The organism is Sphingomonas faeni, from assembly GCF_003053745.1.
Classification (GTDB): Bacteria; Pseudomonadota; Alphaproteobacteria; order Sphingomonadales; family Sphingomonadaceae; genus Sphingomonas; species Sphingomonas faeni.
In genome coordinates, this window is the sequence record NZ_QAYE01000001.1 from 417,146 (window position 1) to 443,172 (window position 26,027).

Annotated in this window: 25 protein-coding genes and 1 tRNA gene; 21 read left to right on the forward strand and 5 right to left on the reverse strand. The window is 61.9% G+C overall.

What is annotated here, in order from left to right; all coding sequences use genetic code 11:
* Positions 1-3: 3 nt before the first annotated feature.
* Complete coding sequence (locus C8J25_RS01810; RefSeq protein WP_425275448.1) at positions 4-1,239, reverse strand: efflux RND transporter periplasmic adaptor subunit; 1,236 nt, start codon at positions 1,237-1,239, stop codon at positions 4-6.
* Positions 1,240-1,647: 408 nt separating this feature from the next.
* Between C8J25_RS01810 and rpiA the strand changes: the two genes are divergently transcribed.
* The 20 genes from rpiA to C8J25_RS01910 all read left to right on the forward strand — a co-directional run bounded on the left by rpiA (position 1,648) and on the right by C8J25_RS01910 (position 22,511).
* On the forward strand, positions 1,648-2,328 hold the full coding sequence (gene rpiA, locus C8J25_RS01815; RefSeq protein ID WP_107952010.1) for a ribose-5-phosphate isomerase RpiA: 681 nt from the start codon (positions 1,648-1,650) through the stop codon (positions 2,326-2,328).
* A 69-nt stretch (positions 2,329-2,397) separates the two neighbouring features.
* Positions 2,398-4,488, forward strand: a complete 2,091-nt coding sequence (gene tkt, locus C8J25_RS01820; protein WP_107952011.1) for a transketolase — start codon at positions 2,398-2,400, stop codon at positions 4,486-4,488.
* Entirely contained in the window at positions 4,488-5,612 is a 1,125-nt protein-coding gene (gene tal, locus C8J25_RS01825; RefSeq protein ID WP_107952012.1) for a transaldolase, read from the forward strand. Before tkt ends, tal begins: the two co-directional genes overlap by 1 nt.
* A gap of 127 nt (positions 5,613-5,739) precedes the next feature.
* On the forward strand, positions 5,740-6,723 hold the full coding sequence (gene gnd / locus C8J25_RS01830; RefSeq protein ID WP_107952013.1) for a phosphogluconate dehydrogenase (NAD(+)-dependent, decarboxylating): 984 nt from the start codon (positions 5,740-5,742) through the stop codon (positions 6,721-6,723).
* A complete protein-coding gene (locus tag C8J25_RS01835; protein ID WP_107952014.1) occupies positions 6,720-7,535 on the forward strand; it encodes a Cof-type HAD-IIB family hydrolase in 816 nt (271 codons plus the stop codon). The genes gnd and C8J25_RS01835 overlap by 4 nt, the downstream gene beginning before the upstream one ends.
* Positions 7,532-8,275 (forward strand): HAD-IIB family hydrolase, encoded by a 744-nt coding sequence (locus C8J25_RS01840; RefSeq protein WP_107952015.1) that lies wholly within the window; start codon positions 7,532-7,534, stop codon positions 8,273-8,275. The genes C8J25_RS01835 and C8J25_RS01840 overlap by 4 nt, the downstream gene beginning before the upstream one ends.
* Positions 8,276-8,279: 4 nt before the next feature.
* Entirely contained in the window at positions 8,280-8,747 is a 468-nt protein-coding gene (locus tag C8J25_RS01845; RefSeq protein ID WP_107952016.1) for a GreA/GreB family elongation factor, read from the forward strand.
* Positions 8,747-8,929, forward strand: coding sequence for a hypothetical protein (locus C8J25_RS01850; protein WP_055881387.1), 183 nt, complete (start codon positions 8,747-8,749; stop codon positions 8,927-8,929). The genes C8J25_RS01845 and C8J25_RS01850 overlap by 1 nt, the downstream gene beginning before the upstream one ends.
* A 515-nt stretch (positions 8,930-9,444) precedes the next feature.
* Positions 9,445-10,617, forward strand: coding sequence for a BaiN/RdsA family NAD(P)/FAD-dependent oxidoreductase (locus tag C8J25_RS01855; protein WP_279628709.1), 1,173 nt, complete (start codon positions 9,445-9,447; stop codon positions 10,615-10,617).
* A 56-nt stretch (positions 10,618-10,673) separates the two neighbouring features.
* Complete coding sequence (locus tag C8J25_RS01860) at positions 10,674-12,443, forward strand: DEAD/DEAH box helicase (RefSeq protein ID WP_056055171.1); 1,770 nt, start codon at positions 10,674-10,676, stop codon at positions 12,441-12,443.
* A gap of 167 nt (positions 12,444-12,610) precedes the next feature.
* Entirely contained in the window at positions 12,611-13,081 is a 471-nt protein-coding gene (locus C8J25_RS01865) for a YaiI/YqxD family protein (RefSeq protein ID WP_107952597.1), read from the forward strand.
* 397 nt (positions 13,082-13,478) lie between these two features.
* Entirely contained in the window at positions 13,479-14,612 is a 1,134-nt protein-coding gene (locus C8J25_RS01870; RefSeq protein ID WP_167397637.1) for an acyltransferase family protein, read from the forward strand.
* A gap of 295 nt (positions 14,613-14,907) precedes the next feature.
* The gene (locus C8J25_RS01875; RefSeq protein ID WP_107952018.1) at positions 14,908-15,621 is read left to right on the forward strand and encodes a replication protein A; all 714 of its coding nucleotides are present in this window, start codon (positions 14,908-14,910) and stop codon (positions 15,619-15,621) included.
* A 260-nt stretch (positions 15,622-15,881) separates the two neighbouring features.
* Entirely contained in the window at positions 15,882-17,699 is a 1,818-nt protein-coding gene (locus tag C8J25_RS01880) for an AAA family ATPase (RefSeq protein ID WP_167397638.1), read from the forward strand.
* 315 nt (positions 17,700-18,014) lie between these two features.
* Complete coding sequence (locus tag C8J25_RS01885) at positions 18,015-18,236, forward strand: hypothetical protein (protein WP_107952020.1); 222 nt, start codon at positions 18,015-18,017, stop codon at positions 18,234-18,236.
* Positions 18,236-18,427, forward strand: a complete 192-nt coding sequence (locus tag C8J25_RS01890; RefSeq protein ID WP_107952021.1) for a DUF6771 family protein — start codon at positions 18,236-18,238, stop codon at positions 18,425-18,427. Before C8J25_RS01885 ends, C8J25_RS01890 begins: the two co-directional genes overlap by 1 nt.
* A 350-nt stretch (positions 18,428-18,777) precedes the next feature.
* Complete coding sequence (locus C8J25_RS01895) at positions 18,778-19,020, forward strand: YozE family protein (RefSeq protein ID WP_107952022.1); 243 nt, start codon at positions 18,778-18,780, stop codon at positions 19,018-19,020.
* A gap of 79 nt (positions 19,021-19,099) precedes the next feature.
* Positions 19,100-20,101 carry an ABC-three component system protein gene (locus tag C8J25_RS01900; RefSeq protein WP_107952023.1) on the forward strand — a complete coding sequence of 334 codons (1,002 nt, stop codon included), beginning with the start codon at positions 19,100-19,102 and terminating at the stop codon, positions 20,099-20,101.
* Complete coding sequence (locus tag C8J25_RS01905; RefSeq protein WP_107952024.1) at positions 20,098-20,613, forward strand: ABC-three component system middle component 2; 516 nt, start codon at positions 20,098-20,100, stop codon at positions 20,611-20,613. The genes C8J25_RS01900 and C8J25_RS01905 overlap by 4 nt, the downstream gene beginning before the upstream one ends.
* Complete coding sequence (locus C8J25_RS01910) at positions 20,610-22,511, forward strand: coiled-coil domain-containing protein (RefSeq protein WP_107952025.1); 1,902 nt, start codon at positions 20,610-20,612, stop codon at positions 22,509-22,511. The genes C8J25_RS01905 and C8J25_RS01910 overlap by 4 nt, the downstream gene beginning before the upstream one ends.
* A 108-nt stretch (positions 22,512-22,619) precedes the next feature.
* Here the strand turns inward: C8J25_RS01910 and C8J25_RS01915 are convergent, their stop codons facing one another.
* Entirely contained in the window at positions 22,620-23,357 is a 738-nt protein-coding gene (locus C8J25_RS01915) for a DNA adenine methylase (protein ID WP_208622489.1), read from the reverse strand.
* On the opposite strand from C8J25_RS01915, the gene C8J25_RS01920 reads away from it, so the two are divergent.
* Positions 23,310-24,401, forward strand: a complete 1,092-nt coding sequence (locus C8J25_RS01920; protein WP_208622503.1) for a site-specific integrase — start codon at positions 23,310-23,312, stop codon at positions 24,399-24,401. The two genes, C8J25_RS01915 and C8J25_RS01920, sit on opposite strands and share 48 nt — an antisense overlap.
* A gap of 4 nt (positions 24,402-24,405) precedes the next feature.
* Here C8J25_RS01920 and C8J25_RS01925 read toward each other — a convergent pair.
* The 3 genes from C8J25_RS01925 to dapB form a co-directional block, all read right to left on the reverse strand.
* Positions 24,406-24,482: transfer RNA gene (locus C8J25_RS01925), tRNA-Arg, on the reverse strand.
* Positions 24,483-24,533: 51 nt separating this feature from the next.
* Positions 24,534-25,235, reverse strand: coding sequence for an endonuclease III (nth, locus tag C8J25_RS01930; RefSeq protein WP_107952027.1), 702 nt, complete (start codon positions 25,233-25,235; stop codon positions 24,534-24,536).
* Between the two features lie 4 nt (positions 25,236-25,239).
* A complete protein-coding gene (gene dapB, locus C8J25_RS01935) occupies positions 25,240-26,010 on the reverse strand; it encodes a 4-hydroxy-tetrahydrodipicolinate reductase (RefSeq protein ID WP_107952028.1) in 771 nt (256 codons plus the stop codon).
* Positions 26,011-26,027: the final 17 nt, after the last annotated feature.

The window sequence follows — 26,027 nt, forward strand, 5'->3', positions numbered from 1 at the left end:
GGCTTAGCCGGCCTTTTTCTGGCTGGAGTCGCCACCGGAGGACCCGTCATCAGAGGTGCCCTTGGGCGCTTCGATCTTCTGCGCGGTGTTTTCCGGCACCGGCTTCACGCCCTGGTTCGGCGCGATCTTCGACAACCCTTGCGTAATGATCTTGTCGCCGGGGTTGAGCCCGCTGGTGACCACCCAGAACGCGCCCTGCGTGCGGTCCGCCTTGATCTTCTTCTGCACCGCCTTGTTGTTCGCATCGACGACATAAACCGTCGCATTGCCCTTCGCGTCGCGCGAGACGCCCGCCTGCGGGACGAGGAACGCGCGCTGGTTGATCGCCTGCGCGAACTTGGCCTGGACGAACATGCCGGGGAGCAGCAGTCCTTGCGGATTGGGGAAGCGGGCGCGCAGCGTCACGGTGCCGGTCTCGGTATTGACCAGCGCTTCGGCGAACTCGACGCTGCCCGTCGCGCCATATTCGCTGCCGTCCTCGAGCGTGAGGCGGACTTCGGCGCGGGTCGCGACGATGCCGTTCTGGCCGAGCGACCGACGCAGCGCGAGCAGGTCGCCCGAGGATTGCTGGATGTCGACGAACATGGGGTCCAGCCGCTGGATCTGCGCAAGCGGATCGGTCTGCGTCGCGGAGACGAGCGCGCCGACGGTGAACAGCGACCGGCCGATGCGCCCGGTGATTGGGGCGGGGACGGTCGTGAACTTGAGGTTGATCTGTGCGGTCTCGAGCGCGGCGCGGGTCTGCGCGACCGAGGCGGTGGCCTGGCGCGAGGTGGCGACCGCGTTGGTGTAATCCTGCTTGCTGATCGCCTCCATCTCGGCGAGCGGCTTGTAGCGCTGTGCGAGGATGGTCTGCGCCTGCTGGTTGGCGCGCGCACTCTGGAGGTTGGCCTGCGCTTCGTTGGCGGCGGCGCGATAGAGACGCGGGTCGATCTCGTAGAGCGGCTGGCCCTTCTTGACGAGCGTACCCTCGGTGAAGAAGCGGCGGCGGATGATGCCGGTGACCTGCGGGCGGACGTCCGAGCTTTCGAACGCGGTGGTGCGGCCGCTGAGTTCGGTGGTCATCGCGACACTGGTCGGCTGGACGACGACATAGCCGACGGTCGGCGTGCCCTGGCCCGGTTGGCCGCCGCGGCCCGCCTTGCCCTGGGCCTTGTCGTTCCCGCCGGAGCAGGCCGCGAGCGCCAGTGCGGGCACCAGCAGAAAGGCGCACTGCCGCGCAGAAAATCGTGTGGCTATCAAGTTTGGTAATCCGCGATCATGTGTTGGTCGGGCTAAACCACGAGGATGTACCAGAAGTATGTCAGTTGAAAAGCAGGCGGTAGAAATAGGGAAGAAAGAGTAACCTGTTTGATTGGTTGGGGGTGTTTTTTGCGTCCGTTGCGCTTCGATGGAGAACAAGGAGGAGTGCGCTCCTGTAATCCCATGCAGCACCCAGATGAACATCGTACTACCCCGGCGGAGGCCGGGGCCCAGTTGGGTGACGGTGCTAAAAGAGCGCGGTCCGTCGTTACTGCGACCTTTCCAACTGTGCCCCGGCCTTCGCCGGGGTGGTGCTTTGTGTGGGAGTCCTCCAAACCAAATTGTCGCGAGGGCGTTGAGCGGTGGGTGCCGGAACTAGCCCGGCATGACGAAAGGTGTGGGCCGATGGCTTCTATCGATGATGACAAGAAGGCCGCCGCCGTTGCTGCCGTGGTAGAAGTTCAAGACGGGATGCTCGTGGGACTCGGCACCGGCTCCACCGCCGCGTTCGCGATCCAGGCGCTCGGCGATCGCGTGGCCCAAGGCCTGCAAATCCACGCAGTCGTCACCTCCGAAGCCTCAGGCAAACTCGCCCGCGAACTCGGCATCGAGATCCTCGACTTCGCCACCATCGCCCATGTCGACCTCACGATCGACGGCGCGGACGAGATCGACTCGCGGTGTTTCGCCATCAAGGGCGCAGGCGGGGCGATGCTGCGCGAAAAGATCGTCGCCGCAGCCTCGGCACGGATGGTCGTGATCGCCGACGGCTCTAAGCATGTCGACCGGATCGGCGCGGCCAAGCTGCCGGTCGAGGTGCTCCCCTTCGCCAGCGCCTATGTGATGCGTGTGCTGACGGACATGAGCGCCGCCCCAAAGATCCGCGACAACTACCGGACGGACCAAGGCAATCTCGTCGTCGACTGCCACTTCGCCACCCTCGACGACCCCCGCGCAACCGCCGCCACGCTCGCCGCGATCCCCGGCATTCTCGGCCACGGCCTGTTCCTCGACGAGGTCGATGCCGCGTATATTGCTACCGATGGCGTCGTTACGCGACTGGAACGGATGGGTGCATCCGACTAAAGGCATCCTATGTTGGCAACCAGATCGGATGCGCGGCGTTCGGTCACCGTCTAGAGCGAGGCTTCTTCCATGACCGATACCGCAACCGCCCCTACCAAGGCGGACCCTATGCTGCACGAGGACGGCTCCCCCGAGCGTCTGGCGATCGATACCATCCGTACGTTGTCGATGGACGCGGTGCAGAAGGCCAATTCGGGCCATCCCGGCACCCCCATGGCGCTGGCGCCGGTCGGCTACACGCTCTGGTCGAAGTTCCTGCGTTATGATCCCAAGCACGCCGACTGGCCCAACCGCGACCGCTTCGTGCTGTCGGTCGGCCACGCGTCGATGCTGCTCTACTCGCTGATCCACCTCGCCAAGATCGAAGAGATCGACGCCGAGGGTAACAAGACCGGCAAGGAGGCCGTCAGCCTCGCCGATATCGAGCAGTTTCGCCAGCTGTCGTCGAAGACACCCGGCCACCCCGAATACCGCCACACTACCGGCGTCGAGACCACGACGGGGCCGCTCGGCCAGGGCTGCGGCAACTCGGTCGGCATGGCGATCGCCGAGCGCTGGCTCGCGGCGCGCTACAACAAGGACGGCTTCACGCTGTTCGACCATGACGTCTACACGATCTGTGGCGACGGCGACATGATGGAGGGCGTCTCGGCCGAGGCCGCAAGCCTCGCCGGCCACCTCAAGCTCAGCAACCTGTGCTGGATCTACGACAGCAACCACATCTCGATCGAGGGCGCGACCGATCTCGCATTCGACGAGGATGTCGGCCTGCGCTTCGATGCCTATGGCTGGAACGTCATCCACATCGACGACGCCAACGACACCGCTGCGCTGAGCCGCGCGATCGAGACGTTCAAGGCGACCACCGACAAGCCGACCTTCATCGTCGTGCATTCGGTGATCGGCTACGGCAGCCCCAAGGCGGGCAGCGAGAAGGCGCACGGCGAGCCGCTTGGTGAGGAGAATATCCGCCTCACCAAGCAGGCTTACGGTTGGCCCGAAGACAAGTCGTTCTACGTGCCGGACGGCGTGATCGAGCATTTCAACGGTGCGATCGCCGAGCGTGGCGCCAAGCTGCGCGACGAGTGGGTCGCACTGACCGACAAGTATCGCAGCGCGTATCCCGAGCTGTCCGCCGAACTCGACCTGTTGCTCAAGGACGAGCTGCCCGAGGGCTGGGATGCCGACATCCCGACCTTCGAGGCGGATGCCAAGGGCGTTGCCAGCCGCGATTCGGGTGGCAAGGTGCTCAACGCGATCGCGGCGAAGGTGCCGTGGCTGATCGGTGGTTCGGCCGATCTCGCGCCGTCGACCAAGACCGACATCAAGGGTCAGCCTTCGTTCGAGGCGGAGAATTACGCCGGCCGGAACTTCCACTTCGGCATCCGCGAACACGGCATGGGCGCGATCGTCAACGGCATGGCGCTGTCGCACTTGCGTTCGTACGGCTCCACCTTCCTGGTGTTCGCGGACTACATGCGCGCGCCGGTGCGCCTGTCGGCGATCATGGAAGTCGGCGCGATCTGGGTGTTCACGCACGATTCGATCGGGGTCGGCGAGGACGGCCCGACGCACCAGCCGATCGAGCATCTCGCCACGCTGCGCGCGATCCCCGGTCTCGACACGATCCGTCCGAGCGACGCGAACGAAGTCGTCGCGGCATGGAAGGCGGTCCTCAAGGACGCTAGCACGCCGGCCGCGCTGATCATGTCGCGCCAGGCCCTGCCGACGCTCGACCGGACTAAGTACGCAAGCGCTGATGGGCTCGAAAAGGGCGGCTATGTCCTCGCGGATAGCGATGGCACGCCCGACGTGATCCTGATCGCGACCGGCAGCGAAGTGTCGCTGGTCGTCGAGGCGCACGAGAAGCTGACTGCGGACGGCGTGAAGAGCCGGGTCGTGTCGATGCCGAGCTGGTATCGCTACGAATTGCAGGACGCCGCGTACAAGGAAAGCGTGCTGCCGCGAGAAGTGCGCGCGCGCGTTGCGGTCGAGATGGCCGGGTCGATTGGTTGGGACCGCTATGTCGGCCTCGACGGCGCGACCGTGACGATGTCGACCTTCGGGGCTTCGGCACCGCTCGCGAAGTTGCAGGACAAGTTCGGGTTCACCGTCGACAATGTCGTCAAGGTCGCCCGCCAAGTGATGGAGACCAAGTGATGGGTGCGCTCAACGATCTCGAAGGCTTCGGCCAGGCGGTATGGCTCGATTTCGTCGACCGGAAGTTCCTGGAGGCCGGTGGTCTCCAGAAGCTGGTCGACGAGGACGGCCTGACCGGCGTCACGTCGAACCCGTCGATCTTCGAAAAGGCGATGGGTCACGGCGATGCCTATGACTCGACACTGGCCGAGTACGACAAGCAGCATGCCGGCGCGGCGACGATCGACCGCTACGAGCATCTCGCGATCCAAGACATCAAGGCGGCGGCGGAGACGCTGAAGCCGGTCTACGACAAGCTCGACGCGAAGGACGGCTATGTCAGCCTCGAGGTGTCGCCGTACATTTCCGACGACACCGATGCAACGATCGCCGAGGCGAAGAAGCTGTGGGGGATGGTCGACCGGCCGAACCTGATGATCAAGATTCCGGGGACGCTCGCGGGTGGTCCGGCGATCTCTTCGACGATCGCGAGCGGGATCAACGTCAACGTCACGCTGCTGTTTGCGCTCGACGCCTACATCCGCGTTGCCGAGGCGTATGCCGCAGGGCTTGAGGAGCGCGTCAAGCAGGGGCAGCCGATCGACAAGATCGCCAGCGTCGCGAGCTTCTTCGTCAGCCGGATCGATTCGTCGATCGACAAGGAGATCGATGCGCGTCTGGAAAAGGGCGATGCCGACGCCGATGCGCTGAAGGCGGTCCGCGGCAAGGTCGCGATCGCCAACGCGAAGATGGCGTATCAATGGTATCTCGACTTCCTGAAGTCGGATCGCTGGCAGGCGCTGGCTGCCAAGGGCGCGCAGCCGCAGCGTCTGCTGTGGGCGTCGACCGGCGTGAAGGATCCGAGCTACCCGGATACGCTCTACATCGACACGCTGATCGGCAAGGACACGGTCAATACGATGCCGCCGAAGACGATGGATGCTTTCCGCGACCACGGCACCGCGGCGGAGACGATCACGCAGGACGTCGAGGGCGCCAAGCATACGCTGGCGGAAGCCGAGCGGCTGGGGCTCGACCTCAATGGCGTGACCGGCAAGCTGGTCGAGGAGGGCGTCGCCTCGTTCGTCAAGGCGTTCGACGATCTGCTCGGCTCGATCGCCAAGAAGCAGCCCGCGACGGCGTGAACTTCTGCTCCCTCTCCCCGTTGGGGAGAGGGCCGGGGTGAGGGGCGCCGCGAGCGCTGCCCTCCCCAACTGCCCCTCACCCCAACCCTCTCCCCGGCGGGGAGAGGGGGTAAGCAAGGAATTCCCCATGAAGATCGGACTGATCGGCCTCGGCCGGATGGGCGGCAACATCGCGCGCCGGTTGATGAAGAACGGCCATGAGGTCGTCGCGTTCGACCGCGATGCCGAAGCCGTGAAGAAGCTCGCCGCCGATGGCGCGATCGGGGCGGATTCGCTCGACGACATGCATGCGAAGCTCGACACGCCGGCGATCTGGTGGGTCATGGTCCCCGCCGGCGAGCCGACCGAGAGCACCGTCCAGGCGATCGCCGCGAAGTCGAATTCGGGCGACATCATCATCGATGGCGGCAACAGCTTCTACAAGGACGACGTCCGCCGCGCCAAGGAACTGGCCGAGAAGGGCATCCACTATGTCGACGTCGGCACGTCGGGCGGCGTGTGGGGCCTGGAGCGCGGCTATTGCATGATGATCGGCGGCGACAAGGAAACGGTCAACCTGCTCGATCCGATCTTCGAGACGCTCGCGCCGGGCATGGGAACGATCGTCCGCACGCCGGGCCGCATCGAAGGCCAGGCCGATCCGCGCGCCGAGAAGGGCTATATCCACGCGGGTCCCTCGGGCGCCGGCCACTTCGTCAAGATGGTCCATAACGGCATCGAATACGGCCTGATGCAGGCCTATGCCGAGGGCTTCGACATCCTCAAGGGCAAATCGGGCGAGCATGTCGTCGAGGAGGAGCGCTTCGACATCAACCTGACCGACGTCGCCGAAGTCTGGCGTCGCGGCAGCGTGATCTCGTCGTGGCTGCTCGACCTGTCGGCGATCGCGCTGGCGAAGGACGGCACGCTCGAAGGCTTCAGCGGCAGCGTCGCGGACTCGGGTGAGGGCCAGTGGACGATCGACGCGGCGATGGAGGAGAAGGTGCCGGCCAACGTGCTGAGCGCCGCGCTGTATGCGCGCTATCGCAGCCGCGTGGACCACACGTTCGGTGACAAGCTGTTGTCGGCGATGCGCTATGGCTTTGGCGGTCATGTCGAGATGCCGCAGTGAGCGCTGATATCAAGCTGGTGGTCTCCGATGTCGACGGCACGCTCGTCGACAAGGAGAAAAAGGTCACGCCCGCGACCGTCGATGCGGTCAAGCGGTTGAAGGCGGCGGGCCTCGGCTTCACGATCATCAGCGCGCGGCCGCGGTCGGGGATGATGCCGATCGCGGAATTGCTCGGCATCGACGAGCCGATGGGCGCGTTCAACGGCGGCATCGTGTTCAAGCGCGACGGCACCGTGATCGAGCACCACATGATCGACGTCGATGTCGTCCGCGGCGCGATGGAGATCATCGGTGACGCGCCGGTCGACACGTGGTTCTTCGCAGGCGACGTCTGGTATGCCAGCACCGACCAGGGCGGGCATGTCGGCAGCGAGAAGAAGGCCTCCGCGCAGGACCCGGTGATCGTCTCCGACTTCACCGACCTGCTCGCCAAGGCGGACAAGGTCACGTTCGTCAGCGACGACGAGGACCTGTTGCGCGACCTGCATGCCAAGGTTGCCGCGAAGTTCGATACGCAGGCGACGATCGTCCAGTCGCAGACCTATTATCTCGACATCACGCCCGTGGCCGGCAACAAGGGCAGCGGGATCGAGGAACTGGCGGACGCGTTCGGGATCTCGCTGACCGAGACCGCGGCGATCGGCGATCAGGCCAACGACATCGCGATGCTCAAGCGCGCCAAGCTGGCGATCGCGATGGGCAACGCGCCGCAAGCCGTTCGCGACGTCGCGCACGAGATTACAAGCGCGAACGATGCCGACGGCGTCGCGCACGCGATCGACACCTTTATCCTTACTGGAGTTTCCGCATGAAAGAGTTGGTTGCCTTCGACCTTGATGGAACGCTGGCCGAGAGCAAACAGCCCTTGCAGGAGCCGATGGGCGAGGCGCTGGCGAACCTGCTAGACGTCGCGCATGTCGCGGTGATCTCGGGCGGCGACTGGCCGCAGTTCGAAAAGCAGGTCGCGTCGCGCCTGCCCGAGCGCGCGGATCGTACCAAGCTGTGGCTGATGCCGACGACGGGCACCAAGCTGTACCGGTTCGATGGCGAATGGCGCGCGGTGTATGCCGAGCTGTTCGAGGACGACGAGAAGCACAAAATCCTCAAGGCGTTCGACGAGTCGCTCGAGGCGACCGGCTTTGTGCCAGAGAAGACCTGGGGCGAGCGGATCGAGGATCGTGGCAGCCAGATCACGTTCTCCGCGCTCGGTCAGGAAGCACCGATCGATGCCAAGCACAGCTGGGATCCGGACTTCGCCAAGCGGAAAGTGATCCAGGCGGATCTACAGAAACGCCTGCCGGGGCTGTCGATTAACATGGGCGGCGCGACTTCGATCGACATCACGCGTGAAGGTGTCGACAAGGCGTACGGGCTGAAGAAGCTCAACGAGGCGAGCGGCATTGCGCTCGACAAGATGATGTTCATCGGCGACGCGATCTTCCCGGGCGGGAATGATTATCCGGCGGAGCAGCTCGGGCTGGACGTCGTGAAGGTGAAGAATGTCGACGGCACTTTGGCGGCGATCGCCGGGATCGTCGCGTGCCTGAAGTAAGGGCATGAGCGTCGCCTTCCGTCGCGAGAGTGACGAGGAACATCTCGAGCCGAAGTTCGAGCAGCCGATCGCGCCGGGGCCTAATCTGGTCACGGCGCGCGGGCTTCGGTTGCTTGGCGAGCGGGTGACCGAGATCGAGGCGGCTGTTGCGGCGGAGACGGACGAGGAGGCGCGCAAGCTGCTGCTGCGCGACCTGCGCTACTGGCACACGCGCCAGACGACCGCCGAACTCGCGCCTTCGCCCGAGGATGATGAAGTCGGGATCGGTTCGCGCGTTCGCGTTCGGATGAACGGGGTTGAGCGCGTAATCGCGATCGTCGGTGGCGACGAGGCCGAGCCCGGCGAGGACCGGCTGGCGTTCTCGGCACCACTGGCGCGTGCGCTGATGGGGGCTGCGGTTGGCGAGACGGTCGCGTTTGCGGACAAGCCGGACGCGATCGAGGTTCTGGCGATCGACAAGGATGACGGCTGATGGCTGAAGCGAAATTCGAGCGGCATCGTCAGGCGTGGACGCAGGACGAGATCCAGAAGCTGCATACGCTGGCGAAGAAGGGCATGGCGTTGAAGGCGATCGCCAAGGCGCTGACTCGGAGTGAGGAGTCGGTGAAGGTTCGGGCGAAGGAAGACTCGTTGAATATCGCTAAGCTGCGGTAGCTATCGGGGATGCTTTAGCCCTCTCCCCTCCGGGGAGAGGGTTGGGTGAGGGGCTGTTCCGGGCGGAGCACTGCTTGGCTACCCCTCACCCCGACCCTCTCCCCGGAGGGGAGAGGGAGCAGAAGGGGCGTTGTAGTGCTCCACTAACCTTCGGAGGCTGTGGCTTCTCCATTTGGCGTCACTCCGAATGGCACCACCGGGAGAGACACCACCCCGCCCAAATGGCACCACCCCGGCGGAGGCCGGGGCCCAGTTGGAAAGGTCGCTGTAACGAGGCGCAACTTGCGCCACTGCCGTCCCCCAACTGGGCCCCGGCCTTCGCCGGGGTGGTGCGATCTGGCATATTGGTTTCGTAGACTTACGAACGCCTCACCACCTATGTGGCCCCGCCCGAACACGCTACAGCGGCCACCCCTTGTTCTCCCGCGAAGGCTGGAGCCCAGTCTGGGTCCCCGCCTTCGCGGGGAAACATTCTTGACTAGCGGCTCGCCCAACCAAGCCGCACGGAGCTACACTTGTCCGAATACGACGCGATAATCCTCGGCGCAGGAGCCGCCGGCCTCATGTGCGCCGCCGTCGCCAGCCAGCGAGGGCGGAAGATCCTGCTCGTCGATCACGCGGACCAGGCGGGCAAGAAGATCCTGATCTCCGGCGGGGGGCGGTGCAATTTCACCAACGTTCACACCGCCGCCGACCGCTACATCTCCGCCAACCCGCATTTCGCCAAGTCCGCGCTCGGCCGCTACACCGCGCAGGATTTCCTCGCGCTCGTCGAATCCTACGGCATCGCGTGGCACGAGAAGACGCTCGGCCAACTCTTCTGCGACGGCTCGGCACGACAGATCGTCGATATGCTGCTCGATGAATGCGACAAGGGCCGCGTCGACCTGTCGCTCGGTCGTTCAGTCACCGGGGTCGAACATGCCGACGGCCGCTACCGAGTGTCGCTAGACGGTCGCACCGTCACCGCGCCCGCGCTGGTGATCGCCACCGGTGGCCCGTCGATCCCGAAGATGGGCGCGACCGGGTTCGCCTATGATCTCGCGCGGCAGTTTGGCCTAAAGGTCGTCGAGCCACGCCCCGCGCTCGTACCGCTGACCTTGGGCGGCGATGAGACGCTGTTCCGCGAACTGTCCGGAGTCGCCGCCGAGGTCGTCGCCACCGCCGGCAAGACCGCCTTCCGCGAAGCCGCGCTGTTCACGCACCGCGGCTTGTCGGGCCCCGCGATCCTGCAAGTGTCGTCCTATTGGCGCAACGGCCAGCCTGTCGGAATCGATTTCCTCCCCGATCGCGAGTCCGGTTGGCTCCCCGCCGCTAAGCGTACCACGCCGCGCGCGACTCTGCGAAAATTGCTCGGCAGCACGCTCCCGGATCGACTCGCAGAGACTTTGAGCGACCGTCTGGGCATGGGCGGAGAGATTTCCACGCTCACCGACCGGAAACTCCAGGACGCCGAGCGAGCGCTAAGTCACTGGCAATTCACGCCGAATGGCTCCGAAGGCTATGCCAAGGCCGAGGTCACCGCGGGTGGAATCAGCACCGCGGAACTGTCATCGCAAACAATGCAAGCCAAACGCGTACCAATGCTGTATGCAGTCGGCGAAGCGGTCGATGTCACAGGGTGGCTCGGCGGCTACAACTTCCAATGGGCATGGGCGAGCGGGTGGGCCGCGGGTCAAGTCCTGTAGGGACCACCACGCCAGTGCCTTGCCGTTGCGTAAGCCGGCCACCAATTAGGACGTACATGCCTTTTACAAATATTCCGTCGCTTCTTTCCGAGGCGCTCGAAGCGCGCGGCTATACCGCGCTCACCCCCGTCCAGGCTCATGTGATCGAGGACAATGCGATCGGTCGCGACCTCGTCGTGTCGGCGCAGACCGGCTCGGGCAAGACCGTCGCGTTCGGCCTGGCGATGGCCGGCGAACTGCTCGGTGAAGCCGGCGAGGACGGCGTCCAGCGCCTGCCCGCGCCGCACAAGCCGCTCGTGCTCTGCATCGCGCCGACTCGTGAGCTCGCGCTCCAGGTCAGCCGCGAGCTGATGTGGCTCTATGCCAAGGCCGGTGCGCGCATCTCGACCTGCGTCGGCGGCATGGACGCCTCGAAGGAGCGTCGTTCGCTGGCGCACGGCGCGCATATCGTCGTCGGCACGCCGGGCCGTCTGCGCGATCACCTCGAGCGTGGCGCGCTCGACCTGTCGGCCCTCAAGGTCGCCGTGCTCGACGAGGCCGACGAGATGCTCGACATGGGCTTCCGCGAGGACCTCGAGCAGATCCTCGATGCGTCGCCCGAAGCGCGCCGCACGCTGCTGTTCTCGGCGACGATGCCGCGGCCGATCGTCGCGCTCGCCAAGCGCTATCAGAAGGACGCTCTGCGGATCTCGACCGTCGGCGAGGATCGCGGCCATGGCGACATCTCGTACCAGGCCGTCACGGTCTCGCCGTCCGAGATCGAGCATGCGGTGATCAACCTGCTGCGCTTCCACGAGGCGGAGACGGCGATGCTGTTCTGCGCCACGCGCGACAACGTACGTCACCTGCATGCGAGCCTGGTCGAACGGGGCTTTGCCGCCGTCGCGCTGTCGGGCGAGCATTCGCAGAACGAGCGTAACGCTGCGCTTCAGGCTTTGCGTGACCGCCGTGCGCGTGTCTGCGTGGCGACCGACGTTGCTGCTCGCGGTATCGATCTGCCGACGCTGAGCCTCGTCGTTCACGTCGAGTTGCCGCGCGATGCCGAGACGCTCCAGCATCGCTCGGGTCGTACCGGTCGTGCGGGCAAGAAGGGCACCGCTGTCCTGATCGTGCCGTTCCCGCGTCGCCGTCGAGTCGAGATGATGCTCCGTGGTGCGAAGATCAACGCCGAGTGGGTCAACGCCCCGACCGCCGAGGACATCCGCAAGAACGATCACGAGCGCCTGATCGGCATGCTGTTGCAGCCGGTCGAGGTCGAGGAGGAGGATCGCGCACTCGCCGTCCGCCTGATGGCCGAAAAGACGCCGGAAGATATCGCCGCGGCGCTGGTACACATGCACCGCGCGACGATGCCGCAAGCCGAGGACCTGATCGACCAGAGCAAGCAGCCGACTCAGGACGAGCGTTCGCAGGGTCCGCGCGCGGGCTTCGAGGACACCGTCTGGTTCCGCATGGACATCGGTCGTCGCCAGAACGCCGATCCGCGCTGGATCCTGCCGCTGATCTGCCGTCGTGGGCACATCACCAAGTCGGAGATTGGTGCGATTCGGATCGGGCCGAACGAGACGGCGTTCGAGATCCCACGCGCCGTAGCGTCGCGGTTCTCGGCGGCGATCCAGCGTACGGCGCAGGCTGGCGAGGAAGAGAGCGGCGTCGCGATCGAGGCGATGCAGGGCGCGCCCGAGAGCGGTGCGCGGCATGACGGCGGTGGCGGTGGCCGCAGCAATGCGAGCGGTCCCCGCTCGACGCTGCACCGTGCGGCCCCGCGTGGCGGGCCGGCTCCTGCGCGGAAGCCCCCGTACCGCGGCAATCGCGAGCGCAGCTGAGAGCCTCGGCGCGTCCTTCCCAATGGGGGAGGGCGCGTCGCCCTCAAGAACTCCGTCATCCTGACGAAAGTCAGGATCCAGAGTAACGAACGCCGCCCTGCTTGATCCTGGATCCTGACTTTCGTCAGGATGACGGGGAATGAGTGGGGCGGTTCGGGATGTGTACGATGACGAACGTATGTTCCAGCACCATCCGCATCCTCGTCGACGCCGATGCGTGTCCGGTAAAGGACGAGATCTACAAGGTCGCGTGGCGCCACGAAGTCCCCGTGACGATCGTCGCCAACAGCCATTTCCGCATCCCCGTCCACCCGCTGATCTCGCGCGTCGTCGTCAGCGACGGCTTCGACGCGGCCGACGACTGGATCGCCGAACAGGCCGATGCGAAGTCGGTCGTGATCACCGCCGACATCCTGCTCGCCGACCGCTGCGTGAAAGCCGGCGCGACCGTACTCGCCAACACCGGCAAGCCCTTCACCACCGGCTCGATCGGCGGCGCCATCGCCACGCGTGCGATCATGGCCGACCTGCGCGCGGGCGGCGACATCATCGGCGGCCCCGCGCCGTTCTCGAAGACCGACCGGTCGAGCTTCCTGTCCGCGCTCGATGCCGCGCTGGTCCGGCTGAAGCGCCGCTAACCAGAGCGTCTTAGACAGGCGTCGCAGGCGGCGGGCCTGTCGCTGCGCTCCCAGCGCGAGGCCAGCGACTTCGTTGTGCAACTCGCCAACGTTGCAGCGATCGACCAAGTCTTCCCAAAATATGACGATATCGACGCGGCACGTAAGTCGGTTCAGGCGAACCACGCGAGCTGCGATGGCTTGCAAGTACGTAAAGACGCCCAAAAGAAACAGATGGTAGCGCAATCTTAACTAATCGATCCGTTACGGGGACATTGTAAAATATCAAGTTCCCAAGAAGAGATTTCTCCGCTTACAAGTGTTTTGGAGGCGGGGGGTAATGACAGTATTTGCCACGGGGCGAGTCGCCTTAGACGGCTCGCGCCTTCCTCGCTCAGGCCGGATCGAAACGCTTGATATGTTGCGCGGGTTCGCGGCGCTGCTCGTTCTGTTTCAGCACCTCGCCGAGACCATCATCGCGACGCACGCGCTTCCCCTTCCCATCGAACAGGCCGGCGTGCTGCTGTTCGACGGCATCTTCCACTTCGGGCGGTTTGGCGTCGCGCTGTTCTTTCTGATCAGCGGGTTCGTCATTCCGTTCAGTTTTCGCACCAATCATCCGGTCCGCGGATTCGCGATCAGCCGCGCATTTCGCCTGTATCCCGCCTATTGGCTGTCGCTGGGCGTCGCGCTGCTGGTGCTGCATATGACAGGCGCGCCCGCTCCCGCTGCGGTGACGATCGTGGCCAATGTGGCCATGATCCAGCATTATGTCGGTCAGCCCGATATCGTCGTCGCCTATTGGACGCTCGCAACGGAGCTGGCGTTCTACGTGCTGGCGGCCTGCCTTGTTGCCTGGGGGGTGCTGCGTGCGCCGTTCGTCCTGGCCGGAGGAATCGTCGCGCTGTTCGGTGCAGCGCTGTTGCTCGCACTGGCGTCGCATCTGGTCGACAAGCGGCTGCCCGCCGACCTGCCGCTGAACTTGGGGCTGATGTTGCTGGGAACGATGCTGCGACTGGCGATGCTCGAGCGTAACGCGATCGCGGTGCGTCTGGTGGGGATACTCTGCGGCCTATTCCTCGCGATCGTGCCGGTCGTCCAGTTCATGACGGTCCCGCCGGTCGGCGCCCCAGGTTTCAACCTGGCACCGACTTTAGGGTATATTGGTGCGCTGCTGCTGTTCGTGGGAGTCGTCGGCGCTGGCTCGGATACCGGCCGCGCGGTCGAAGGCCGTTCGGTTTACCGGCGTGTGGCAAAGTGGTTCGGGACCATCTCGTATTCCGTCTACCTGTTCCACGGACCGGTGATCCTGGCGTGCGGCACGATCCTGATCGCGGGCGATCCGGGGTCGGCATTACGCTACGTCGCGGTCGTGCTGAGCGCGACGATACTCATCGCGGCAATCGTGTCTCATGCCGTCGAAGAGCCGATGGTGCGCCTAGGCCACCGCGTGATCCGACAGCCTGTGCCAGCGCAAGCGCCGGGTCTGGCAGAGCCGATCCTCGCGACCCCCACGGCCGGCCCGATCTTCGTCGAGACGGAGTTCCGCTAGCAGGTCCCGAAAAGCCGCTGCACGACGATCCACAGAACCCGGTTGTTTGAACCGAGAGATCAACGCGTGAACCGCGCATAAGACCTAAAGCGACGTTGCGCGGTACAGCGCGCGGCAGTCGACCAGCGCACGCCTGCCGTCATCGTAGCGACAGGTCTTTTAGCTAACCTGAATTGAAATTTGGTGCACCCGACTGGTCTCCAATAACTTCACCGACTCAATACTTTGGATTGGCTAACCTACAAGATACCGGCCACGCAAACCTGCGGGCTTCGGACAAACTGGCTAACCGGTCGTGAGCGCCCGTTCGCTCTTTCAGATCGCAGGCGGGAAAGCCAGCAAGGGCCGCCGCACCGGTCAGCCAGTCCGTCGCAGCAGCTGTCGCGCTGGCGAGCGCGAGCAGCGCTATTGGCGGCCGTTCAACAAGACCGAGCGCAATGCGCGGATGCGTGCTGCCGAGGTGTACGATCGCAAGTACAAGATCGCCGGCAAGCGTAATGGACCGCTTGGCGCGATCGGCGTCGACGTCCTGCGCGAGCTGATGCGCATGATCGACTTCAAGACTGGGCGGCTTGAGCCCGCCATCGCTACACTGGCCGAACGGCTTCGGCGCTCGCGAGGAGCGATCGTCAGTGCCCTCGCGCGGCTGAAGGATCACGGCTTCATCGACTGGATCCGTCGCTTTGAGCCGATTGAGGATCCTGACGCCTTCGGCCCCCAGGTAAAGCAGATCACGAACGCCTATTGGTTCGGTCTCCCCAAGGAGGCGGCGGACATGGTGCGCCGTATGATGGGGAAGGGGCCTATGCCCGACGACGAAGTTGCTCGCCGGAAAGCTGACGAAGAAGAAACCGCTGCCATGCTTGCCACGATCTCGGCCGAGGACCTGGCCGCGTTCCGTGCCGGCGACGAGTCCCCTCTCGCGAAAGCTCTTGCTTCGCTCGGGCGGCGCGTTGACCTCAATAACGCGATTCCACCGGGTGGTCAGAACCCGACCCTACAAGGTTAAATATAGAAGGAACGCCGTTGGCGTGCGCAGGTTTGCTACTCCACCAGGCCCCCGAGGCCCCGATCCCCACAGGGTCAACGTCAAGCGACCGCTGGCGGCCGTGCCGGCTTGCGCCGGCCCGATGCATCCTGGGGAGGATGCGCGGCTTTCGATATGGTCAAACCGAGGACTACGCTTCTTGATAGCGATGAATGTGTCGTTGCATCCCGACGTTAAGTGCGCAGAGGTAGACTCAGCTTATTCGGAAATCGGAGCCGCCTGTGCGTATCTCTCAAGCTAAGATTCTCAGCTATGCCAGCTTCAGCGATTCCGGGTGGATCGAGTTTTCGCCAACGATCAATGTGATCGTTGGCGAAAATAATTCTGGGAAAAGTGCGCTACTATCAGCCTTGCGCCCTATGCTTCAAAGCAAGCCTCACAAATCAGGCACAAAATTCCGGCCCGGTGACCTTGAGCAATCTCGGACAGAACTCGATATAGTGATAAATGGTCGGGAGCTATTAGATAGACTGTCGGCTACTAACGTCGAAATATTAATTCCGATATCCGAGAATATAAATAACTACCCAACAGAGCTATTGACGTACTTGAAATCAGACAGCGAGATTACGTATTTTGGCATTCGTCATCCAAATTCCGAAATAATGGCTAGAGCTGACTTTTTTAGGACGCTATCCGACGAGCCAAATCAATACGCTCGCAGAGTCAGAATGGTCGGGGGGGAGCCAACCTTCGTAGGGTTGGAAAGCGGAACGCAGAACACCATTGGTCAGCTCTTCGATCATGCGGCCGTTCCCGGCATATATTACTTTGCCGCCCAACGATTAAGCATTGGCACCGCCGCGATAGCAGATTCGAAGTTACTTTCTGAGAACGCGTCAAATTTGCCTAACGTGCTCGCCTTTCTACAAGGTAGTCGACGTGCAATTTTCGACGAGATTCAGTTACGGGTGCGTGAAGTATTGCCGAGCGTTGGAAGTATAGCTGTCACGCCCACTGGTGGATCTCACCGGATACTGATTAGAACAGATCCGCAAAGCTCGGAAGAGGAGTTGGCATTTGATTTGAATGAGTGTGGGACCGGAGTTGCACAAGTAATAGCAATACTAACAGCTGTTATAACGGCAAGTGATGCCGTAATTATTGTAGATGAGATAAACAGCTTTCTTCATCCAGCAGCCGTGAAGCGGCTCATATCTCTTTTCAAGCTTCTATATAATAAGCATCAATACATAATATCAACACACTCTGCAGACACTATTTCAGCTTCTGCGAGCGACCACGTCATATTTATAGAGCGCGATCAGTACGAATCAAAAGTTCGCCGGATCGCGGGATCTGATGTCAACGCGATGAGAGCGGCGGCTAGTCGTTTAGGTATTAGCATGCTGGATGTCTTCGGTTACGAGAGCGTCATGTGGGTTGAGGGCCCAACGGAAGAGCATTGCTTTCGAGCAATCTTAGCGTACCATTCGACGGCGATCCCCGGCTCCGTAGCAATTGCTAGTGTGCCATCAACGGGTGATTTCTCGCGTAAAGGCTCAACGAAAAAGGCGCTATTGGGGATATTCGAGCAGACAGCTAGGGCGGTAGCTCCCTTGAGCGGAGGTATGTCGTTTGCTTTGGACCGAGACAATGCTAGCCAAGATGCAGTGGATGCGGTTTTCGAAAGTACTAGCGGCAAGCTCAGACTTTTGCCGCGATACTGCATTGAAAACTATCTTTTGCACTCGGCCGCTATATCCGAAATACTACTTCAATTAATTGGAGTAAAAATCACCCCCGAAACGGTAACGCAGGCGATATCTTCCGTAGCATCAGAATTGATGGGGGGAAAAGATCCATCCTCTTTGCCGCTAGTGACCGGCAATGAGGCTTGGCTACAACGCGTAGACGGAGCGAAGCTCATGTCCCGCATTTTCACAGTTTTGTCGGAAACAAAGCTGGTTTACCGCAAGGTTGAGCATGGTAAGCTCTTAACTGAAGAAATACTTAGACGGGATGCCCAATACCTGAACGAACTTCGCCTTTTCGTCGAAGAAAGATTAACGAAAGCCGTCGAGGTTGGCGGCACGTGATGAAGGAAATTAGCAGTCGCGCGATGCTCAAAAATCGATGTGCTGCTGCACCATATTGCACCGCCGCAAGAGACGTACACGCGACCCTGCATCCTAGGACCTAGGCCGATCGTGTGGGGCTATTCGACCGCACCTTTTGCGACAAGAAAAGACCGCGGGCGAGGCGGGGGGAATAGCGTGTTTCTCGGGGTAGCAGGTTCGGAGGGCGGCGGGGCGTGCCCCGTCGATTTGTAATTTTCTTTCGCGTAATTTTGTTGCGTCGCCACCGACGGGCCCGCGCTTGGCGTTCCCTATCTGTTCCGCTATAGGTCGAGCATGGAACATGCACCCGAGTCGATGTGCCACGGCGCACAGCCTTTCAGCCAGACGCACAATCTGATCGCGGAGATCCTACCCGACATCCGCCCATGCGAGATGCAGACGATCTACTTTCAAGCGATGGAGGATGGGCCGGAGACGCTGCTCGCGCCGATCGAAGCGGAGTTCGCCCGTCGTGGCCTGTCACCGTACGCGACCTACTCAACCGACTACCTCTGATGGGCGGCATGATCACGGCGGAACGAATCGCCTCGTTGATCGACGACGCCCCGGCCTGGGCGCTGATCGGCCTTGCCGCGCCCGGGGAAACCCTTCGGGCAGCTGCCCAACTCGAAGTCGCGCAGCATGTTTATAGCGGTCTATTTCAGCCGATGAACGCCGAAGCGACACAGATCCCCTTGCCTTGGTGACCTATGGGCAACGCGCGCTTCAGGACGCTGGGCGACTTTGCCAAGCATGAAGCGAATGTCGGCGCTGTCTGTGGCCATTGCGGGCGCAAAGGCGTCGTACATCGAGACGTTCTCGCCCGCTGGTGTTTTCTCAAGCGGGTGAACAGCACGATCGAGAATCTGCCGCGATACCTACGCTGTTCGATATGCGGCGGCAGGCCGAACAGGATCGTGCCGACGCCGCTGCCGCCATCCTTCCCACTATACGGTCGGGACGAACGGCACTGGAAGCGGTTCGAGCGAAGGCTACGAGGTTAGACCTACGACATGCACTAGGTCGGAACACGCTACACGATCGAAGGAGGATATCGATGACCAATGACCACGAACAGGAAGATGCCCCGGGCGTGGCGTTCGGCGCCTGGTTGCTAACCCAGCGCGATGCCGGTGGCTTCGTCGGACAACTCGCCAACGCCGCGGCGATCGACCGCGCGTTCCCGAGAGGCGGCGACGTCGACGCGGCACGTAAGTGGCTTCAGGCGAACCGCGCCAGTGGCGACGACTGGGAAGCCCTGGAGGACGCAGAGACGAAATGGACCGCGTGGGCAAATTAACCAGTCCGATAGATAAGCGGCTCCCTAATTGTATTCACAAGCTCTTTCTTTTTTAAATTCGTTGCCCCAAGCCGACGCAATGAGAACTAATTACGCCGTCAGTGTAATAGGATTAACGGATGAAAGGCTGGAGGCCTTTGTTGCCGATTGGCTATTATTTCGAACCCGTGATTACGTGCAGTCTGAGCGATGGAACGGTTCGGGTGACATGGGCCGCGACGTTGTTGGGTACGCGACCAGCGCACGTCACGAGGGCGATTGGGATAATTTCCAGTGCAAGCAGCTAAGTACGCGACTATCCGAGTCCAGCGCCATCTTGGAGCTTGGAAAAATCTTCATGCACGCCGCAGCCGGCGAGTTTCGTTTGCCGCGAGCGTACACCTTCGTCGCGCCAAGAGGTGTGGTTCGAAACGTACAAACTTATATAGCACATCCGGAGCGCTTTCGAGCGGCATGTAAATCGCGGTGGGCGGAGGTTTGTGAGCCGCATCTAGTTCAAAATAAGTCAGTGCCATTTACTGATGATATCGAGGCGATGGTGGACGCATTCGATTTCAAAAACGTTTTTGCCTTGGATGCCGTAAAACTGACGCAGGATCCTTACATCAAGCCTGCTCTTGTAAAATGGTTTGGGGAGGACCCAGGCGAGGCCCCGCGGGGCGTAGCCCCCGACGGGATTGTGCTGGAGGAAGCAACATACCTTACTGAACTCGTTCAAGCGTATGGAGCGCGTCGAGGGGTCGCATTCGCTGATGCCACTGATGTGATAGCGGACCCCGACTGGGGGGATGACCTCCGCGACCAACGTACTCGATTTTTCGAGGCCGCGGCCTTCAAGCGATATTACCGAGATTCAACGTTTCCCGAAATGTTAGACACGTTCAATGACGACATCTACCACGGAGTTGTCGATGCCTATCGAGAGGTGCATCCTGACGCGCTCGCCCGAATGGTAGCAGTTATGAAGGAAGCGAAAAGCGTCGTTCCCTCGGGTGTCATGCGGCGATATGGACGGGTACCGGTGAAGCAGGGGCTTTGCCATCATTTCGTCAACGAGGGACGGCTCAAGTGGACACGATGAGGGAGCATGTCGGAGAGGAAGCCGAGCTGTTCAACAGTCCGCTGGAAACCGGCATCCGCGCCCTGATTTTGCTGGACGCTATCTACCCTCGTTCATGTGACCTGATGGAGATGACCTGGTTCGATCATCTCGTCGTACATACAGCCGATCTGGAAGGGCTTGGCGGCCAGCATGCCCCTTCGAGCCTTCATCCTGCGTTGCCAGGACGCGATGGGGAGCTGTTTGTCAGAAGGCGACTTGTAGAACAAAGCCTTCGACTGATGCAAGAAGTTCACTTGATAGACGTATCAAGCGAAGAGGACGGTGTATTTTTTATTGCCAGCGAAGACGCCCCGAGTTTCCTTGACATGTTGCAGGCACCGTACACGCTTGAGCTAAAGCAACGGGCCGGTTGGCTTGCGGAGCACGTTCGCGAGCTACCTTCGAAAGAGTTTGCGTCCTTAGTAGAGGCTAAGGTTGGTCGGTGGACGGCTGAGTTCGGCCTTAGTGAACGCCCCGGCGATTTCGCATGATGAAAGGTATTACACTTCGGCATCTGGCGTTTACCGGTCCGGACGTCGAAACGGCGAACTTAGATTTTGTGAACGGGCTTAACGTTCTGTACGGTGCATCGAATACGGGAAAGTCTTTCGCCTTGAAGGCGCTGAACTTCATGTTTGGCGGATCGGTACCACTGCCAGGTATCGAGCAACGCGTGGATTACGACGCTCTATGGATGGGGCTGGTCCTACCCGACGGAAAGCATGTTACCGTCTACCGAGCAGCGTCAGGCGGCGCTTTCAAGATATTTGATGGTTTATTAACTAGCACTCCTTCCGGCGAGGAAGGGCAGTTACTGCAAGCTCAACATGATGCAAAGAGGCCAGATAACCTTTCCCAGTACCTGCTGACTAAAATCGGGATGAGTGGCAAGGTCGTCGCCAAGAACATGAATGGCGAGAAAGAGTCGCTATCTTTCCGAAATCTTGCTCCTTACATGTTTGTTTCGGAAGAAACGATTATATCGGAACGTAGTCCCGTACTTTTCTCCGGCCAGGTGATCCGGGAAACTGCGGAAAAAAATATCTTCAAAGTCCTGCTCACCGGCCGGGATGACTCAGCTGTAGTGACTACGCAGGATCCGAAGCTAAGAAAGGCCTCGCAGACGGCGCAAATCGCACTCATCGATGAGTGGATTGCGAGTCTGAAGGACCAGCTTGGTGAGGACGCTCCAGCTCGAGAGGCAGTCCAAAAGCAACTTTCTGCACTGGAAGATGCCCTTAATTCTCATCACGATACCTTTAAATCTCGCTTAGATATTATTGACGCGCTGGTAAGCGAGCGGCGCAGAACCGCAGACATGGTCGAGGCGACGTCTGCTCGGCTCTTGGAGTTAGAATTGACTCTCAGTCGGTTCGCGAAGTTGGCTGCCATATACACGTCCGACATTCAGCGTTTGGAGGCCTTGGAAGAAGGCGGGTATTTATTGATGGCCATCGCAGGCCGGTCGTGCCCAGTCTGCGGCGCGCCAGCGGACGCACAAATTCATAAACACGGAGCCGAGGAAATCGCTCGTTCTCACCGCGCAGCGGCTGCGGAAGTTCGAAAGATCTCGTTGGAACGGCGAGATCTTGAACTCACTCAGCAATCGCTTTCCGCCGAGGCCGAAGGTTTGCGCCGTCGCCTAGCTAATGCCGAAACCGAACTCGTAAAAATCGAGCGTCAACTTACTGACGCCCGTCCCCAGGAAGCATTGGCTCGCCAGGCATATGAAGCGCTGTCATTGCGAAAATCCGAAGTGGATGCTCAACTATCGGTCTATGACGAGTGCGCCCGTCTTGAGTTGAAGCGTTCGCAACTTGACGTCCCTTTATCTCGCAAGAAGGGGGAAAAACTAGCTGTCGGTATCGACGGTCCGACGGCGTTTGAATTTTCTAAAACAGTGCAATCTGTACTTTCCGCATGGAATTTTCCGGATGCGGCAAACGTGCGCTTTGATCCTTTGCGTCAAGATATCGAAGTTGGAGGAAAAGAACGTGCGGCTAACGGGAAGGGTGTAAGGGCAATTCTTCACGCGGCCTTTAAGGTGGCAACTTTAATATATTGTCGCGAGAAAAATCTTCCGCATCCAGGCATTCTAATACTCGACACACCGTTGCTGACCTACCGAGAACCACTCGTTCAGGTCAAATACGGCGATCTTGAGCCAGATGAAATAGCCATACAAGCTACCGGGCTTGCTGAAAAATTCTACGAGCATTTGGCGTCAATCAGCCATCTTGGACAATTCTTTATTCTTGAGAACGCTGATCCACCACTTTCCGTGAGAGTTGGCCAGAACGTTGAGATATTTACCGGCATGGCAAATGTTGGCCGGTCGGGCTTCTTCCCACCGAGAGATCTGCCGGTAATACTGTCGTTAGCCGCGTAGACCGTCGGTTTGCCGCCCCCCCGCCGGCGTTGGCGGGGGGGGACTAAACCTTACGAAGAATCCCGAAGTGGCGGGGCGGGTGCGGGGCGACACAAGGCCGCCCGCCCTTCATCGTGGGTCGAAGTTCGAGATGATCAGCTCAGCGGCTCTTCCGCTGTTGCCTAGCCCTACCGAGTAGGTCGTGTCGGCCTTGGTCATATGAAACGCGGCGAACGTCGCGCGCGCGCCAGGCGTATCGTTGATCGACAGTAGGAACTTGCCCTTGATGCTGGCGAGCTGCGCCGCGAGCTGGTCGAAGTCGTCGCGACCGAACACGTCCTGCCCATAGTCCTTTTCACAACCCCAATATGGCGGGTCGAGGTAGAACAGCATGCCGGCGCGATCGTACCGACGGATGAACTGGGAATAGCCGAGCTGCTCGATCATAACTCCGGCAAGCCGTTCGTGGATGTCGGCAAGCATTGGCTCTAGCTTTGCGACGTTGAACCGTGCGCCGGTAGTCGTGCTGATGCCGAACGAGCGGCCTGCCACCCGACCACCGAATGCCAGTCGCTGGAGATAAAGAAAGCGGCATGCTCGTTCTAGATCGGTCAGCGTTTCGGCCGGTGTCGCCTTCAGCCGCTCGAACTCCGCGCGGCTGGCCACACGGAACCGCAGCATGTCGATCATGTAAGGATAGTGCCGCTGAAGCACGCGGAAGAACGTCACGACGTCGCCCGACACATCGTTGATGACCTCGACCTTCGGGCGCGATCGGCGGCGAAGGAAGATGCCACCCATCCCGACGAACGGCTCGGCATACCCAAGCACGTAAGCACGTTCCGCGACCGGCATGGGAAGGCCCATTACCGGTACCGCCGGACAGGCTTCGCTACATACTATTTCAAGAACGAGCCTGGGACCGACGCGTTTCTAGCGGAGCTGCGTGCGTGCAACGACGGCGTCAGCGCTCCGGAGATCGAAGCTGGCGCCAACCGCGCCGCGGTCGGTACGTTCGACGATCTGCTGTCTCGCTATTACCGCTCGCCGGATTTCCTCGATCCCGGCGAACGCACCCGGGTCGTCTACCGCGGGACGCTTGAGCGCTGGCGCTCGCGATCCCGAAAGGGGCGTCGTTACGGCGAGATCATGGTTCGTGAGCTGCAGCCGCGTCACGTTGAGGCGATGCTCGCGGAACTCCTGCCGCACCGGACGTCCGCGAACATGCTCCGCAAGCGGCTTTCAGCGCTAATGAAGTTCGCGATGCGCATCGGCATGGCTGGCACGAACCCGGTCATCGTCACGCGACCCTTCAAGGTCAGCGGCGGCGGGTTCCACAGCTGGACCGAAGAAGAGATTGCGGCCTACGAACAGCGCCACCCGATCGGTACGGTCGCACGCCTAGCGTTCGATCTAATGATCTGGACCGGTCAACGCGGCGGTGACGCCCGAAAAATGGGTCCCGGCAGCGTTCGCGATACCCGGCTTGAGCTTACCCAGGAGAAGACGAAGGTATTCGTGTCTCTGCCGATTATGCCTGGCCTAGCGGAATCCATTCTGGCGACCCCGACAGTCGGGGCGGTCTTCGTCGTAACCGAGTTCGGCAAGCAGTTCTCGGTGAAGGGCTTCGGCAACAAATTCCGTCAGTGGTGCGACGAGGCCGGCCTGCCGAATTGCTCCGCTCACGGCCTCCGTAAAGCAGCCGCGCGGCGATTCGCCGAGGCAGGATGTTCAAACCAAGAGATCAAGGCCTGGACCGGTCACACGACTGACAGTGAGGTCGCGCGCTACACCGCCGCCGCCGACCAGCGCACGCTTTCAGACACCGCCGCCAATAAGCTTTTGGCTAACCTTGCAGAAAGGTTAGCCAAAAATGCCGCTAAGGCATTGAAATCAGGAGAAAATAAATGAATTTTGGTGCACCCGACTGGATTCGAACCAGTGGCCTCTGCCTTCGGAGGGCAGCGCTCTATCCAGCTGAGCTACGGGTGCCGGACGGTCCGCCTAGCAAAGCAAACCGGGGTGCGCCAGACGTTTTCGCGATCAGGCCTCGCCGGTTGCCGGATCGATGTCCGGCTCCGGTGCCGGACTCGCGAGCGATCTACCCTTAGGCGGCGCGGTCTTGGGTTTGTACGCACACAGATCACTGACGATGCAGCGCCAGCATTCGGGCGTCCGCGCCTTGCAGACGTAGCGGCCGTGCAGGATCAGCCAGTGATGCGCATGCAGGCGGAACGGTTGCGGGGTGGCCTTGTCGAGTTTCAGTTCGACCGCGAGCGGGGTCTTGCCGCGGGCCAGGCCGGTACGGTTGCCGACGCGGAAGATGTGTGTGTCGACCGCGAACGTCTCCGCACCGAAGGCGACGTTGAGGACGACGTTCGCAGTCTTGCGGCCGACGCCCGGCAGGCGTTCGAGTGCGGCGCGGTCGTTGGGGACTTCGCCGCCATAATCGTCGATCAGCATCTGCGAGAGCGCGATGACGTTCTTCGCCTTGGTGTTGTAGAGCCCGATCGTCTTGATGTGGCGCTTCAGGTCGTCGAGCCCGAGCGCGACCATCTTCTCGGGCGTGTCGACCTCGCGGAACAGCGCGCGCGTCGCCTTGTTCACGCCGACGTCGGTCGCCTGCGCCGACAACGCGACCGCGACGACCAGCGTGTACGGATTGACGAACTCCAGTTCGGTCTCGGGGTGCGGATCGGCTTCCGCCAGACGCGCGTAGAACTCGATGACGTCGGCCTTCTTCACGCCCTTACAGTCCGAGCACGTCGCCCATCCGGTAGCGTCCGGCGGGCTGTCCCGCGAGCCAGATCGCCGCGCGCACCGCACCGCGCGCGAAGATCGAGCGATCGTCGCCGCGATGGTTGAGTTCGATCCGCTCGCCTTCGCCCGCGAAGATCACGCTGTGGTCGCCGATCACCGATCCGCCGCGCAGTGACGCAAAGCCGATCGTGCCCTCGGTGCGCGCGCCGACGAGGCCGGCGCGGCTGTCGACGCGGAGTTCGGCTAGCGTGGTGCCGCGGCCCTTGGCGGCGGCGTCGCCGAGCAGCAGCGCGGTCCCCGACGGCGCGTCGACCTTGTGCTTGTGGTGCATCTCGACGATCTCGACGTCCCAGTCGGACCCGAGACGCGCGGCGGCCTCGCGGACGAGAATGCCGAGCAGCGTGACACCGAGCGAGGTGTTGCCGGTCTGCAGGATCGCGATGTCCTTGGCCGCGTCGTCGATCATCGACTGGTGCTGTGGCGACAGGCCGGTCGTACCGATGACGATAGCGGTACCAGCGGCACGCGCGGCGGTGAGATGCGCCTCGACCGCGGAGGGCGTCGAGAAGTCGACCAGCACGTCGGCGATCCGGGCGAGCGGGTTCGGGTCCTCGCGCGCATCGACGCCGCCGGCGAGCGATGCGCCGGCCGCTTCGATCGCCTCGACGATCGCGCGGCCCATGCGTCCTGCGCTACCATAGATGCCGATCGAGGTCGTCGTGATGGCGGATGAGGCGGGTTGGGGCGCGAGCGTTTGCATGCGCGGCGCTTTGCACC

Coding starts and splice junctions, on each gene's coding strand:
- C8J25_RS01865 (WP_107952597.1), top strand. CDS start 12,611: ATGACGAACGTATGTTCCAGCACCATCCGCATCCTCGTCGACGCCGAT.
- C8J25_RS01845 (WP_107952016.1), top strand. CDS start 8,280: ATGAGCGTCGCCTTCCGTCGCGAGAGTGACGAGGAACATCTCGAGCCG.
- C8J25_RS01860 (WP_056055171.1), top strand. CDS start 10,674: ATGCCTTTTACAAATATTCCGTCGCTTCTTTCCGAGGCGCTCGAAGCG.
- C8J25_RS01900 (WP_107952023.1), top strand. CDS start 19,100: ATGAGAACTAATTACGCCGTCAGTGTAATAGGATTAACGGATGAAAGG.
- C8J25_RS01885 (WP_107952020.1), top strand. CDS start 18,015: ATGGAACATGCACCCGAGTCGATGTGCCACGGCGCACAGCCTTTCAGC.
- gnd (WP_107952013.1), top strand. CDS start 5,740: ATGAAGATCGGACTGATCGGCCTCGGCCGGATGGGCGGCAACATCGCG.
- C8J25_RS01840 (WP_107952015.1), top strand. CDS start 7,532: ATGAAAGAGTTGGTTGCCTTCGACCTTGATGGAACGCTGGCCGAGAGC.
- rpiA (WP_107952010.1), top strand. CDS start 1,648: ATGGCTTCTATCGATGATGACAAGAAGGCCGCCGCCGTTGCTGCCGTG.
- C8J25_RS01890 (WP_107952021.1), top strand. CDS start 18,236: ATGGGCGGCATGATCACGGCGGAACGAATCGCCTCGTTGATCGACGAC.
- C8J25_RS01915 (WP_208622489.1), bottom strand. CDS start 23,357: ATGGGCCTTCCCATGCCGGTCGCGGAACGTGCTTACGTGCTTGGGTAT.
- dapB (WP_107952028.1), bottom strand. CDS start 26,010: ATGCAAACGCTCGCGCCCCAACCCGCCTCATCCGCCATCACGACGACC.
- C8J25_RS01895 (WP_107952022.1), top strand. CDS start 18,778: ATGACCAATGACCACGAACAGGAAGATGCCCCGGGCGTGGCGTTCGGC.
- C8J25_RS01870 (WP_167397637.1), top strand. CDS start 13,479: ATGTTGCGCGGGTTCGCGGCGCTGCTCGTTCTGTTTCAGCACCTCGCC.
- C8J25_RS01905 (WP_107952024.1), top strand. CDS start 20,098: ATGAGGGAGCATGTCGGAGAGGAAGCCGAGCTGTTCAACAGTCCGCTG.
- tkt (WP_107952011.1), top strand. CDS start 2,398: ATGACCGATACCGCAACCGCCCCTACCAAGGCGGACCCTATGCTGCAC.
- tal (WP_107952012.1), top strand. CDS start 4,488: ATGGGTGCGCTCAACGATCTCGAAGGCTTCGGCCAGGCGGTATGGCTC.
- C8J25_RS01850 (WP_055881387.1), top strand. CDS start 8,747: ATGGCTGAAGCGAAATTCGAGCGGCATCGTCAGGCGTGGACGCAGGAC.
- C8J25_RS01910 (WP_107952025.1), top strand. CDS start 20,610: ATGATGAAAGGTATTACACTTCGGCATCTGGCGTTTACCGGTCCGGAC.